Source organism: Bradyrhizobium sp. MI1.3, from assembly GCF_055811695.1.
Window position 1 is genome coordinate 178,974 of the sequence record NZ_JBVVPQ010000007.1, and the last position, 12,407, is coordinate 191,380.

At 65.6% G+C, this 12,407-nt stretch carries 12 protein-coding genes; 3 read left to right on the forward strand and 9 right to left on the reverse strand.

All coding sequences use genetic code 11. The features are described 5' to 3' along the window. Nucleotides 1–58: 58 nt before the first annotated feature. The 5 genes from AC0L3A_RS07390 to rsmI all read right to left on the reverse strand — a co-directional run bounded on the left by AC0L3A_RS07390 (nt 59) and on the right by rsmI (nt 5,130). Nucleotides 59–1,576, reverse strand: coding sequence for a type II and III secretion system protein family protein (locus AC0L3A_RS07390; protein ID WP_473253922.1), 1,518 nt, complete (start codon nt 1,574–1,576; stop codon nt 59–61). A 10-nt stretch (nt 1,577–1,586) separates the two neighbouring features. Beyond that, nucleotides 1,587–2,390 (reverse strand): Flp pilus assembly protein CpaB, encoded by an 804-nt coding sequence (gene cpaB, locus AC0L3A_RS07395; protein ID WP_007598472.1) that lies wholly within the window; start codon nt 2,388–2,390, stop codon nt 1,587–1,589. A gap of 446 nt (nt 2,391–2,836) precedes the next feature. After that, the gene (gene gshB / locus AC0L3A_RS07400; RefSeq protein ID WP_007598473.1) at nt 2,837–3,781 is read right to left on the reverse strand and encodes a glutathione synthase; all 945 of its coding nucleotides are present in this window, start codon (nt 3,779–3,781) and stop codon (nt 2,837–2,839) included. Nucleotides 3,782–3,791: 10 nt separating this feature from the next. After that, entirely contained in the window at nt 3,792–4,193 is a 402-nt protein-coding gene (locus AC0L3A_RS07405; protein WP_007598474.1) for a YraN family protein, read from the reverse strand. Then, entirely contained in the window at nt 4,180–5,130 is a 951-nt protein-coding gene (gene rsmI / locus AC0L3A_RS07410) for a 16S rRNA (cytidine(1402)-2'-O)-methyltransferase (protein ID WP_219681937.1), read from the reverse strand. The genes AC0L3A_RS07405 and rsmI overlap by 14 nt, the downstream gene beginning before the upstream one ends. A gap of 350 nt (nt 5,131–5,480) precedes the next feature. Between rsmI and AC0L3A_RS07415 the strand changes: the two genes are divergently transcribed. Continuing rightward, nucleotides 5,481–6,734 carry a penicillin-binding protein activator gene (locus AC0L3A_RS07415; protein WP_473253917.1) on the forward strand — a complete coding sequence of 418 codons (1,254 nt, stop codon included), beginning with the start codon at nt 5,481–5,483 and terminating at the stop codon, nt 6,732–6,734. Nucleotides 6,735–6,855: 121 nt separating this feature from the next. On the opposite strand, the gene hemW is transcribed toward AC0L3A_RS07415, so the two are convergent. From hemW to rph, 3 genes are read right to left on the reverse strand one after another with little or no spacing between them, the layout of a single operon-like run. After that, nucleotides 6,856–8,010, reverse strand: a complete 1,155-nt coding sequence (hemW, locus tag AC0L3A_RS07420; RefSeq protein WP_007598480.1) for a radical SAM family heme chaperone HemW — start codon at nt 8,008–8,010, stop codon at nt 6,856–6,858. Next, nucleotides 7,997–8,632: an RdgB/HAM1 family non-canonical purine NTP pyrophosphatase gene (rdgB, locus tag AC0L3A_RS07425; protein ID WP_007598481.1), complete on the reverse strand. Its 636-nt coding sequence runs from the start codon at nt 8,630–8,632 to the stop codon at nt 7,997–7,999. Before rdgB ends, hemW begins: the two co-directional genes overlap by 14 nt. An 11-nt stretch (nt 8,633–8,643) precedes the next feature. After that, nucleotides 8,644–9,357, reverse strand: a complete 714-nt coding sequence (gene rph / locus AC0L3A_RS07430) for a ribonuclease PH (RefSeq protein WP_007598482.1) — start codon at nt 9,355–9,357, stop codon at nt 8,644–8,646. A gap of 181 nt (nt 9,358–9,538) precedes the next feature. On the opposite strand from rph, the gene hrcA reads away from it, so the two are divergent. After that, the gene (hrcA, locus tag AC0L3A_RS07435) at nt 9,539–10,627 is read left to right on the forward strand and encodes a heat-inducible transcriptional repressor HrcA (RefSeq protein WP_007598483.1); all 1,089 of its coding nucleotides are present in this window, start codon (nt 9,539–9,541) and stop codon (nt 10,625–10,627) included. Nucleotides 10,628–10,723: 96 nt separating this feature from the next. Further along, nucleotides 10,724–11,338 carry a nucleotide exchange factor GrpE gene (gene grpE / locus AC0L3A_RS07440; RefSeq protein WP_007598484.1) on the forward strand — a complete coding sequence of 205 codons (615 nt, stop codon included), beginning with the start codon at nt 10,724–10,726 and terminating at the stop codon, nt 11,336–11,338. Between the two features lie 140 nt (nt 11,339–11,478). On the opposite strand, the gene pncA is transcribed toward grpE, so the two are convergent. Further along, complete coding sequence (gene pncA, locus AC0L3A_RS07445; protein ID WP_088941363.1) at nt 11,479–12,201, reverse strand: bifunctional nicotinamidase/pyrazinamidase; 723 nt, start codon at nt 12,199–12,201, stop codon at nt 11,479–11,481. Nucleotides 12,202–12,407 lie beyond the last annotated feature (206 nt).

Sequence of the window (12,407 nt, forward strand, 5' to 3'; positions counted from 1 at the left end):
CCCTCGTGCCCCGTCTCTCGCCCGTCTCTGCCGCTTGCCCCAAGTCGTCCGTTCGTCATCAGTCGATGATGAAGCCGAAATCACCGGGCGTGCCCGCGATCGGATCGACGCGGCGCGCGATGCCATAGAGGCGGTTCATGCGGCCGAGCAGCGCCGTCTGGGCGTCAGAGGCCGGCGCGAAGCCGTCGTCGGGCCGGGACAGTTCCTTCTGAGCCACCGCGCGCACCACATAGGGCGTCACGATCACCATCAGCTCGGTCTCGTTGTTGACGAAGTCCTGGCTGCGGAACAGCGCACCGATGATCGGCACCTGGTCGACGCCAGGCAGGCCGTTGATCGCCTGTTTGGTCTGCTGCTGGATCAGGCCGGCCATCGCCATCGAACCGCCCGAGGGAATTTCCAGCGTCGTTTCGGCGCGGCGGGTCTGGATCGAGGGGATGGTGATCGAGTTGTTCGAGCTCGAGGACAGCGCCTGGGTCACCGTGATGGCGCTCTGGTTCGATAGCTCCGACACCTCGGTCATCACGCGCAGGCTGATCCGGCCCTCGCTCAGTACGACGGGGGTAAAGTTCAGGGAGATGCCGAACTTCTTGTAGGTGATCTGGGTGGTACAAACGTGGGTGACGGGATCGCAGGCGTAGCCCGACGGAATGGGGAATTCGCCGCCGGCGATGAAGGTGGCGGATTCGCCGGAGATCGCGGTCAGGCTCGGCTCGGCGAGCGTGCGCATGACACCGGCGCTTTCCATCGCGCGCATCGTGGCGCTGACGGTCGCGAAGCCCTTGGTGATGCCGGCCACACCTAATCCGTTGTTGCTGACGATCGGTCCGCCGCTGACCGAGAACGGGTTGGAATTGTTGAAGTTCACCACCGCGGTGCCGGCGTTCAGGCTGGCGCTGAGATCGACGCCCAGCTGCTTGACGATATCGCGGCGTACTTCGCCGACGACGACCTTGAGCATCACCTGGTCGCGGCCGCGCACGACGATGTTGTTGACCACCTTCTCGGAGCCGCCGACCAGTTTGGCCGCGACGTCGCCGGCCTGCTGGGCCTCGACCGGGCTCGACACCGAGCCGGTCAGCATCACGCTGTCGCCGACGCCTTCGATTTGCACGCCCGGCAGCGCCTGACGCAGCGCCGTGCGCATGCCGTTGAGATCGCGCTTCACCGCGATGTCGTAGGCGGCCACCTGCTGGCCGTCGGCAGCGAAGAACACGACGTTGGTCTGGCCGACCTGTCCGCCGATGATATAGGCGCGTTGGGCCGAGCGGATCACGGCATTGGCGATCTTGGGATCGGCGACCAGCACATCCTTGACGTCGCGCGGCAGGTCGATGACGGCGGACTTGCCGACGCCGAGCGACAGGAAGCGCGTCTTCGCCGGCACGATCGTCCCGACCGGCGACACATCGAGATCCGCTGCCTGCATCGGCGCCTGGTCGCCGACCGGCGCATCTGCAGCGCTGACGACATCGGGGGCTGCGAGGAGCCCCAGGATCAGCATCGTCCCCGTCCAGAACGAGCGCGCGCGATTCCCCCGAATGCGCATGCCCGTCCGATCATCCCCGTAGTTCATCATGTCCCCATCACTTCTGTGACGTCAGTTGCCGCGCCTGTACGCCGTAGCGGATCACGTTGATCCCGGCGGACCGCTTGCTCGCCTGGTCCTCGGGCGTACTGTCGACCGAGTTGGCATCGACGATGCTGCGCAGCGCGAGTGTCAGCGTGCCGCCCTGGCGCGCTGCCGATAGCGCGGCGACCTGGTCGGGTTTGAGCTCGAGCGTGACGGTCCTGCCGACGACGGCGTTCTGGCCGTCCTTTTCCTTCGGCGCCTGGTCGATCGCGAGCACGCGGATATTGGTCAGGATCGCTTCGGACAGGATGAGGTCGTTACCGCCGGCCCCGTCAGGATTCTTCAAGCGGCGGGTCAGCACGATGTCGACGCGGTCATTCGGCAGGATGAAGCCGCCGGCGGCAGTCTCGGCTGAAATCTCGGTGGAGACCGCGCGCATGCCCGACGGCAGGATCGCGGCCATGAAGCCGGAGCCGTCGGCCTTGACCAGCTTCTGCTCGCGGATCGGCTCGCCCTGCATCAACGGCACGCGTGCGATCGAGCCTGCGATCTGGATTTGCGCCTCGGGCCTGTTGTCGCGGCGGATGAAGGCGCTGCTCGCGGTCGCCGCCGGCCAGACCTGCCATTGCAGGTCCTCGGGCTTCACGGCCTGACCGAGCTGGATGTCGTTCTTGGCGACCAGGACCTCGACCGTCGGCAGCTTTTCGGCGACAGGAAGAACGGGCGCGGGCTTGTTGTCATAGCCGCTCGCCAGATACGCAGCGACGCCGCCGGCGCCCAGTGCGATGACGAGAACGACAATGCGTGCGGTGTTCATACGCTTCTACTCTTACGCGGGGCACTCGAACCGCACCTGGCGGGTTCCCCGTGTCGATGAGTAGGCAGTAAAAGTATAAGCGGTGTTGCGAGGCCGAATGTGATCGACGGCCGCGCTGTGGTCTTTCGGCAGATGGTGAACGTCGCGTTAGCCGGTCGGCCACTGGCCCCGTAGTTTCACGCAGTCGCGGCCCATGCATTCGAACGATGCGCCGCCGCGTCGTGGTGAATGGGTGGTTAGTGATGGGTGGGGTGATGCTTGGTGCCGGCATGCAGTGAGATGGAAACAACGCGCCACATCACCGCTGTCGTCCTGGCGAAAGCCAGGACCCATTACCACCGCGATGAGTTGTTAAGGAGGTGATCGCTTCGATGTTCGTCAAACTGGCAGCCGGGGTAATGGGTCCTGGCTTTCGCCAGGACGACATTGAGGCTACAAGCCGATGCCTACCTCGCCCGCTTCTGCTCGATCACGTCCCAGAGCTTTGCGGCAACGTCGGGTCCGCCGAGCCGCGCGATGGCGCGGATGCCGGTCGGCGAGGTCACGTTGATCTCGGTGAGATTGCCGTTGATGACGTCGATGCCGACGAACAACAGCCCGCGCTCGCGCAGCGCCGGGCCCACGGTGGCGCAGATCTCGCGCTCGCGCGGCGTAAGCTCGGTCTCCTGCGCTGCGCCGCCGCGCACCATGTTGGAGCGGAGGTCGTCGGCGGCCGGCACGCGATTCACCGCGCCGGCGAACTCGCCGTTGATCAGGATGATGCGCTTGTCGCCGTGCTTGACCTCGGGGATGAACTGCTGGATCACCCAGGCTTCCTTGAAGGTCACCGAGAACATGTCGAACAGCGAGCCGAAATTCATGTCCTGCGGCATCACGCGGAACACCGCCGCGCCGCCATGGCCGTGCAAGGGCTTCATCACGACGGCGCCATGCTTGTCGCGAAACGCGTTGATCTCGTCGAGGTCGCGCGAGATCAGCGTCGGCGGCATCAGCTGCGGGAAGTTCATCACGAACAGCTTTTCCGGCGCGTTGCGCACCGAGGCGGGGTCGTTGACGACGAGCGTCTTCGGATGGATGCGTTCGAGAAGGTGCGTCGAGGTGATATAGGCGAGGTCGAACGGCGGATCCTGGCGGAGCAGCACCACGTCGAAGCCGTTGAGCGCCTCGCGCCTGGGTTCGCCCAGGGTGAAATGATTGCCGGGCTCGTCGCGCACGGTGAGGAGCTGAACCGGAGCGACGATCTCCTCGCCGACCATCGAGAGCTTGTCGGGCGTGTAATAGGACAGGCCGTGGCCGCGCTTCTGCGCCTCCAGGAGCAGCGCAAAGGTGGAATCGCCCTTGATGTTGATGCGGGCGATGGGGTCCATCTGGACGGCGACGTTCAGTTTCATGGTCTGCCTTTCAGGTCGAGGCGTCGAATGCCGCCAACACATGGCGTGGAAGTGACCGCGGCGCAATCAGCATGGCATCGAATCGCATTTCAAATTCCGCATGCTCGGGATGCGCGACGAGCCAGCCTTGCGCGGCATCGATGATGCGCTGCTGCTGGCGCGGCGTCACCGCGAAGGCGGCGTCGTCCAGCGTCGCGCGCGCCTTGACCTCGACGAAGGCGATCAAATTGCGGCGGCGCGCCACGATGTCGATCTCGCCATGCGGCGTGCGGTAGCGTTTGGCGAGGATGCGATAGCCCTTGGCCATGAGATAGGCCGCGGCGCGGCTTTCCGCGGAGATGCCGGTGCGAAACGCGGCGACGCGCTCGGGCGAGGCGATTTTCGGTTCCGTCGGGACCTCAGCCTTCGCCATCGCCGCCCCGCAACTCCTTGGCAAGCTCGAGCGCGCGGGCATAGACATCGCGGCGCGGCCGGCCCGAGAGCGCGACCGCATGCGCCACCGCATCCTTGACGCTGTTCGCGGCGAGCTGCTCGCGCAGGACACCGTCGAGCGCATCCGATGTCAGCATCTCGGCATCCGCCGCAGGCGGAGCGATCACCAGCACGAATTCTCCGCGCGTCTCCAGCGTGTCGGCGCCGCGCGCGAGCTCACGCAACGTGGCGCGCGAAATCTGCTCGTGCAGTTTCGTCAGCTCGCGGCAGATCGCGGCTTCGCGGCTCCCCATGATCTCGGCAAGCTCGGCGAGCGTGTCCTGCACGCGGTTGCCGGAATCGAACATCACCAGCGTCGCATCGATGCGCGCAAGCTCAGTCAGGCGAGATCGTCGCGCCGCCGATTTGGCCGGCAAAAACCCTTCGAAAAAGAAGCGGTCGGTCGGCAGCGCGGCGACCGACAGCGCCGCCAGCACCGAGGACGGACCGGGGAGCGCGTAGACCGCGTGGCCGGCGGCGCAGACCTCGCGCACCAGCTTGTAGCCGGGGTCCGAGATCAGCGGCGTGCCGGCATCCGACACCAGCGCGATCGAGCCGCCCTGCGACAGCCGTTCCAGGATCTTCGGACGGGCCGCTTCCGCATTGTGCTCGTGATATTGCTTGAGCTGCGCGGAGATGTCGTAGCGCTCGGTCAGACGCCGCGTGATGCGGGTGTCCTCGCAGGCGATGACATCGACCCCGGCGAGGGTCTGCAGCGCCCGCAGCGTGATGTCGCCGAGATTGCCGATGGGGGTCGCGACCAGGTGCAGGCCCGACGCGGCCTTCGGCGCGACAAGCCGATGGGCGTCGATGGAGAAACCGCGCGAGGCGGGCTCCGTGATCTCGGGTGTATTTATCGGGGACGGCTTTGCGCGCATAATCAAACGAACTTAGGCATGATCCCCGGAGCTGGGAACCGGTCCCCGAAAAAAGATCGTGCCTGGGCAAGGGGCGACAAGGGGCGAGGAAGGACTGGAATGTGATCCATTCGGCATCACATACAGCAGGGAATGAAGCGTCAGCGCCATATTCGTGGCGGAAACGCCGCCTTGATGCTGGGTGACGGACGGCGGACAGCTAGCCAGAACTTGAGAGGAAGCCGCGTTAAGCGGGCATTATCCTTTTGTTTGAGTTAACTATTTGCCGACAATATGCCTGAATCCATGGCCGGTGTCGTGGAAAGAATGTCGTGACCGGCTGGCGACGGTCGGTCGGAAGAGAAACTGTCATGACGGGCCCACGTGATCCCAGATCCTCCTTTTCGGAGGAGTCTCCCGTTCAGGGGCCCCTGATGTCAGGGGCGACCCGGCGAAGCGCGCTCGGTCTGTTGCTCGGCGCGCCGCTGCTGTCGGCCTGCGCCGGCGTGCAGCAGAGCCTGAGCCAGTTCTCCAATCCGTTCAGCAGCTCCTCCCCGCCTCCGGCCCAGCCGGCCGGCCCGCCGCAACAGGCGACGACCGCCGGCACCGGCGGGGTGAAGGTTGCCGTGATCCTGCCGCTCTCGGCATCCGGCAATGCCGGCCTCGCCGCGCAGTCGATGCGCAACGCCGCCGAGATGGCGCTGGCCGAGTTCCAGAATCCCAACATCCAGCTCCTGATCAAGGACGACAATGGCAGCCCGCAGGGCGCGCAGGCCAGTGCGCAGCAGGCGGTGGACGAGGGCGCCGAGATCATCCTGGGGCCGCTGTTCGCGCAATCGGTGCCTGCGGTGGCGCAGATCGCGCGCACGCGCGGGATCCCGGTGATGGCGTTCTCGACCGATTCCAGCATTGCCGGCCGCGGTGTCTATCTGCTGAGCTTCCTGCCAGAGTCCGACGTCAACCGCATCGTCGAATATTCCGCCAGCATCGGAAAGCGCTCCGTCGCTGTGCTCGTGCCCGACAATGCTTATGGCAACGTGGTCGAGGCCGCGGTGAAGGCGGCGGTGCCGCGCCGCGGCGGGCGCATCGTCGCGTTCGAGAAATACGGCGCCGATCGCGCCACGCCGGCCCGGACCGTGGCGCAGCAGCTCGGCAGCGCCGATGCGCTGTTCATCGCCGATGATGGCGATGCCGTCGTCGCGGTCGCCGATGCGATGAGCGCGGCGGGGGCGAATCTGCGCAATATCCAGCTGCTCGGTACCGGCCTGTGGGACAGCCCGCGCGTCTATGCCAGCTCCAGCTTGCAAGGCGGCCTCTACGCCGCGCCGGACCCGGCCGGCTTCCGCGCCTTCTCCGGCCACTATCGCACCAAATATGGCGCGGAGCCCGTGCGCACCGCGACGCTCGCCTATGACGCCGTCGCCCTGGTCGCCGCGCTGGCGCGCACGCAAGGCACGACGCGCTTCTCATCCGACGTGCTCACCAATCCGTCCGGCTTTGCCGGCATTGACGGCCTGTTCCGCTTCCGCGCCGACGGCACCAACGAGCGCGGCCTCGCGGTGATGAAGGTCACGACGGGCGGCGGCGTGGCCGTGGCGGGCTCGCCGAAGAGTTTTGGGGCGTAGTTCAAGATGACGGTGCCGTAGGGTGGGCAAAGGCGCGCTTTGCGCGCCGTGCCCACCATCTTTCTGCACATGTGGTAAAAATGGTGGGCACGCTTCGCTTTGCCCACCCTACGACAGCTCGCTACGCCGCCAGATCCGCGACCACCGCGTCCAGCACCGGAAAACCGCTGCTGGTCACGCGCAGCCGTCCCGTTGCATCCACCGTGATCGCGCCTTCTTCGCGCAGCAGCGTGATGCGCTTGGGATCGAGCGAGCGGCCTGACAGCGCGCGGTAGCGCTCGGGGTCGATGCCCTCGACGAGGCGCAACCCCATCAGCAAAAATTCGTCGGCGCGCTCTTCGCTGTTGAGGAGATCGTCGGTGACGACGCCGTGCCCGTTGGTCTCGACCCGCATCACCCAGGCTTCGGGACGCTTCTCGGTAGCGGTCGCGTGCCTGATGCCGTCGATGTCGAGCCGGCCATGGGCACCGGGGCCGATGCCGGCATATTCCTCGCCGCGCCAGTAGACCAGATTGTGCCGGCACTCGGCGCCCCGCCGCGCGTGATTTGAAATCTCGTAGGCGGGCAGGCCGAGCTTGTCGCAGGTCTCCTGCGTGACGTCGTAGAGCGCGCGTGCGACCGCTTCATCCGGCGTCTTCAGCTTGCCGGCTTGATGCAAGCCGAAGAACGGCGTGCCTTCTTCGATCGTCAATTGATAGAGCGACAGATGCTCGGCCGCCTCGTCGATCGCGAGACGCAATTCATCGGCCCACATCGCCGGCGTCTGGTCGGGACGGGCGTAGATCAGGTCGAACGAATAACGATCGAACGAGCGGCGCGCGATGGCGACGGCATCGAGGGCCTCGCGCGCGCTGTGCATGCGGCCGAGCGCTTTCAGCGAGGCATCGTCGAGCGCCTGCACGCCGAGCGAGACGCGATTGACGCCGGCGGCGCGATAACCGGCGAAGCGCGTGGCCTCGACGCTGGTCGGGTTTGCCTCCAGCGTGACTTCAACGTCTTTCGCCACGGTCCAGTGCTTGCCGATGGCGTCGAGCACAGCGCCCACGGTTGCAGGCTGCATGAGCGAGGGCGTGCCGCCGCCGAGAAAGATCGAGGTGACTTCGCGGCCGGGCGCGCGCTCGGCGGTCGTCGCGATCTCACGCGCGAATGCTGACGCAAAACGCGCTTCGTCGATCGCGGCGTGACGGACATGGCTGTTGAAGTCGCAATAGGGGCACTTCGACAGGCAGAACGGCCAGTGCACGTAGACGCCGAAGGCTTCCTTAGCGCGGCTCAAGGCAGATCTCCGCCAGTTTCACGAAGGCGCGGGCACGGTGCGACAGGCCGAGACCGAGCGGCGGCAGGCCGTGCTTTTCGATGCTTTCCATTTCGCCGAAGGTGCGGCTGTGGCCGTCGGGCAAAAATATCGGGTCGTAGCCAAAGCCGGCGGTGCCGCGCGGCGGCCACACCAGCGTGCCGTCGACGCGCGCCTCGACCTGTTCGAGATGATCGTCGGGCCATGCAACGCACAGCGCGGAAACGAAATGGGCCTTGCGCTTGGCGGGCGTGGTCGCGCCGCGCTCCTGCAACAGCCGTTCGATCTGCGCCATCGCCGCGGCAAAATCCTTGTTCGGCCCGGCCCAGCGCGCCGAGTAGATGCCGGGCGCGCCGTCGAGCGCGTCGACCACGATGCCGGAATCATCGGCGAAAGACGGCAGCTTGGTCGCCTGCGCTGCCGCGATCGCCTTGATCGCGGCGTTGCTGCGGAAATCGTTTCCGGTCTCTTCCGGCTCCGGAAGATCTAATTCGCCGGCCGACACCGCCTCGATGCCGTAAGGCGCAAGCAGCTCCTTCATCTCGGCGAGCTTGCCGGGATTATGGGTCGCGATGACCAGCTTTCCGGTGATTCGGCGATGCATCGGCCTATTGACTACGCTACCGCCAGTTTCTGCAAGTCCACGAGACGCGCGACGCCCTTGCGCGCAAGCGCCATCAACGCCAGGAACTCGGCTTCCGTGAACGGCTCGCGTTCCGCGGTGCCCTGGACTTCGATGATGCGGCCATCGCCCGTCATGACGAAATTGGCGTCGGTATCGGCTTCGGAGTCCTCGGCATAGTCGAGGTCGAGCACGGGCGTGCCCTTGTAGATGCCGCAGGAGATCGCGGCGACGTTGTCGCGCAACACATTGGCCTTGACCATGTTGCGCGCCTTCATCCAGCTGACGCAATCGGCGAGCGCGACCCAGGCACCGGTGATCGAGGCCGTGCGGGTGCCGCCGTCGGCCTGGAGGACGTCGCAATCGACCGTGATCTGGCGCTCACCGAGTGCTTCGAGATTGATGATGGTGCGAAGCGAGCGGCCGATCAGGCGCTGAATTTCGACGGTGCGGCCGCTCTGCTTTCCAGCGGAGGCCTCGCGGCGGGTGCGTTCCGAGGTCGCGCGCGGCAGCATGCCGTATTCGGCGGTGACCCAGCCGCGGCCCTGGCCCTTGAGCCATGGCGGCAGGCGGTCTTCCAGCGTGGCGGTGACCAGCACATGGGTGTCGCCGAATTTCACCAGGCACGAGCCTTCCGCATATTTGACCACGCCGCGCTCCAGCGTCACGGGGCGCAATTCGTCGGGCGCACGGCGGCTTGGCCGCATGGGAAATCCTCCAAAACTCTCGGAAAAGGGCTGTTGGCGGTGCTTGTAGGTTGGGTGAGGGTGGGCGGCAAGGGGGAAGATCGAGGCCTTATTCACCCCCGATTTTCAATCCGCGAACGCCACGCTTGTCAGACGCGCCCGGGATAGACAAATTACCTGTATCTTAGAGGAGTTACGGTCTGTGGCCCATCACGATCCGATCCATCTGATCGCGCCGCGCGCGGGCCTCGCCCAGCTCAACGAGCGTTCCCGCGACATCTTTCGTCAAATCGTCGAAAGCTACCTCGCGACCGGCGAGCCGGTGGGCTCACGCAATATTTCGCGCCTGATCGCCATGCCGCTGTCGCCCGCGTCGGTCCGCAACGTCATGGCCGACCTGGAACAGCTCGGCCTGATCTACGCCCCGCACACCTCCGCCGGCCGGTTGCCGACGGAACTCGGCCTGCGGTTCTTCGTCGATGCCCTGATGCAGGTCGGCGATCTCAATGACAGCGAACGGCAGGCGATTCAGAGCCAGTTGACCTCCGTCGGCCACGCGCAATCGGTGGAGGCTGCGCTCGAAGAGGCATTGACGCGGCTCTCCGGCCTGACCCGCGCAGCCGCCGTCGTGCTGACGCCGAAATCCAATGCGCGGCTGAAACATATCGAATTCGTCCGCTTGGAACCGGAAAAGGCATTGGTGATCCTGGTCGGCGAGGACGGGCAGGTCGAAAACCGCGTGTTGACGCTGCCACCGGGGGTTCCATCCTCGGCGTTGACCGAAGCCGGGAACTTCCTCAATGCCCGTATCCGGGGCCGGACCCTGGCCGAGGCCCGGCTGGAGCTCGAAACCGCGCTCGGAGAGGCGCGCACCGAGCTCGATCAGCTGACGCACAAGGTGATCTCGGCCGGCATCGCCAGCTGGTCCGGCGGCGAGAACGAGGACCGCCAGCTCATCGTCCGCGGCCACGCCAATCTGCTCGAGGATTTGCATGCGCTGGAGGATCTCGAGCGCGTTCGCCTGCTGTTCGACGATCTCGAGACCAAGCGCGGCGTGATCGACCTGCTCGGCCGGGCCGAGACTGCGGAAGGCGTGCGGATCTTCATCGGCAGTGAGAACAAGCTGTTCTCGCTGTCGGGCTCGTCCACCATCATCTCGCCCTATCGGGACGCTGCCGGCCATATCGTCGGCGTTTTGGGCGTAATCGGGCCGACGCGGCTGAATTATGCCCGTGTGATCCCGACCGTGGACTATGCTGCCCGCATCGTCAGCCGGCTCCTGGGGGGCTGACCGGCGTCTCTCCCGATCACGGGCGCTTGATTTTCGGCGCCCGAAGCACGATATGCGGGCCAGAACCCCCCTGAGACGAATGCGAAAAGAGAGCCGATGACCGATCGAGACCGGCAACCCGAAGACACGAGTGCTGCGGCCGGCGAGCCCGTGGTGTCAAAACCCTACATCATGCCCGACGATCCCGAGCCCGGCTCGGTCGAGCTCCTGCAGAAGGAAGTCGCCGAGGCGCGCGACCGCATGCTGCGGACGCTGGCCGAGATGGAGAATCTGCGCAAGCGCACCGCCAAGGAGGTCGCTGACTCCAAGCTCTACGGCGTCACGGGCTTTGCCCGCGACGTGCTCGACATCGCCGACAACCTCCAGCGCGCGCTCGATGCCGTTCCGGCCGAAGCCCGTGCGGCGGCCGATGCAGGCCTCGCCTCGCTGATCGAGGGCGTCGAACTGACCGAGCGCTCGCTACTGAGCGCGCTGGAAAAACACGGCGTGAAGAAGTTCGATCCCTTGGGCCAGAAGTTCGACCCGAACTTCCAGCAGGCGATGTTCGAGGTGCCCGATGCGTCGGTACCCGCGGGCACCGTCGTGCAGGTCATGCAGGCCGGCTACACCATCGGCGAGCGCGTGCTGCGTCCCGCCTTGGTCGGTGTCGCCAAGGGCGGCGCCAAGGCCGCGCCCGCCAACAGCAACGAGCCGAACGGCGCTGCGAACTGATCGATCCTCATGGTGAGGAGGCGCGTCAGCGCCGTCTCGAACCATGCAGGCCGAGCTGCTGCAGCGGGGGCCTTCATCCTTCGAGACGCGCCAAGAAGCGCGCTCCTCAGGATGAGGGTCTGGCAGTTCGGTTGCGTCTCTTACGCGCTCGCGGCGATATCTGCGGACTGAATCCGCTTCACGCCGGCCTTGGCCATGTCGGCCCAGGCTTTTGCGAGCGAACCCTGATTGTCGATGCCGCGGCAGGCGTCTTCCACCACATAGACCTCGAAGCCCGCCTTGCGCGCGTCGAGCGCGGTCCAGGCCACGCAGAAATCCGTCGCCAGCCCCACGACGAAGACGCGCTTGATCTTTCGCGCCTTCAGATAACCGGCGAGACCCGTCGAGGTTTTGCCGTCGGCTTCGAGGAAGGCCGAATAGCTGTCGACGTCCTTGTGAAAACCCTTGCGGATGATGAGCTCGGCGTGCGGGATCGCAAGGTCTTTCGACAGCGCGGCGCCGTCGGTGCCCTGCACGCAATGGTCGGGCCACAGCACCTGCTTGCCGTAGGGAAGATCGACGGTCTCGAACGGCTTCTTCCCGGCGTGGACTGACGCAAAGGAAACATGGCCTTGCGTGTGCCAGTCCTGCGTCATCACCACGTTCGAAAACGCTTTCGAGATCTTGTTGATGACGGGCACCACCTGCTCGCCTTCCTTCACGGCAAGGCTGCCGCCGGGAAGGAAGCAATTCTGCACGTCGATCACGAGCAGCGCGGATGCATCGTCCGGCTTGATCGATGCCGCTGCCAGAATTGCGGTTGGCGCGAGCGCCACGAGCGCGCTCGTCCCGAGCGCTGCCAAGACTTGTCGCCGATCCAGCATCATTCGCCTCCCTCCAGGATGAACTCAACGGAAGGGGAGCCTAGTTCCGTTCGTATACGAACAGAAGCCCGAAAATGCAGCCGGCTTTGGTGAGTCGTTGGGCTTGAGCCGCGGGTTCGGTGCACCTCGCCCGCTTGCGAGGGCTTTGCGTAAATCGCGAATCTGCGATTCTCTAAGAGACATCTGAAGAGGATCTGGGGATGGCA

Excerpts from the sequence above, each read along its gene's own strand:
- AC0L3A_RS07405 (WP_007598474.1), bottom strand. The coding sequence starts at position 4,193 with ATGGCGAAGGCTGAGGTCCCGACGGAACCGAAAATCGCCTCGCCCGAG.
- rph (WP_007598482.1), bottom strand. The coding sequence starts at position 9,357 with ATGCGGCCAAGCCGCCGTGCGCCCGACGAATTGCGCCCCGTGACGCTG.
- rdgB (WP_007598481.1), bottom strand. The coding sequence starts at position 8,632 with ATGCATCGCCGAATCACCGGAAAGCTGGTCATCGCGACCCATAATCCC.
- AC0L3A_RS07390 (WP_473253922.1), bottom strand. The coding sequence starts at position 1,576 with ATGAACTACGGGGATGATCGGACGGGCATGCGCATTCGGGGGAATCGC.
- pncA (WP_088941363.1), bottom strand. The coding sequence starts at position 12,201 with ATGCTGGATCGGCGACAAGTCTTGGCAGCGCTCGGGACGAGCGCGCTC.
- rsmI (WP_219681937.1), bottom strand. The coding sequence starts at position 5,130 with ATGCGCGCAAAGCCGTCCCCGATAAATACACCCGAGATCACGGAGCCC.
- gshB (WP_007598473.1), bottom strand. The coding sequence starts at position 3,781 with ATGAAACTGAACGTCGCCGTCCAGATGGACCCCATCGCCCGCATCAAC.
- grpE (WP_007598484.1), top strand. The coding sequence starts at position 10,724 with ATGACCGATCGAGACCGGCAACCCGAAGACACGAGTGCTGCGGCCGGC.
- AC0L3A_RS07415 (WP_473253917.1), top strand. The coding sequence starts at position 5,481 with ATGACGGGCCCACGTGATCCCAGATCCTCCTTTTCGGAGGAGTCTCCC.
- cpaB (WP_007598472.1), bottom strand. The coding sequence starts at position 2,390 with ATGAACACCGCACGCATTGTCGTTCTCGTCATCGCACTGGGCGCCGGC.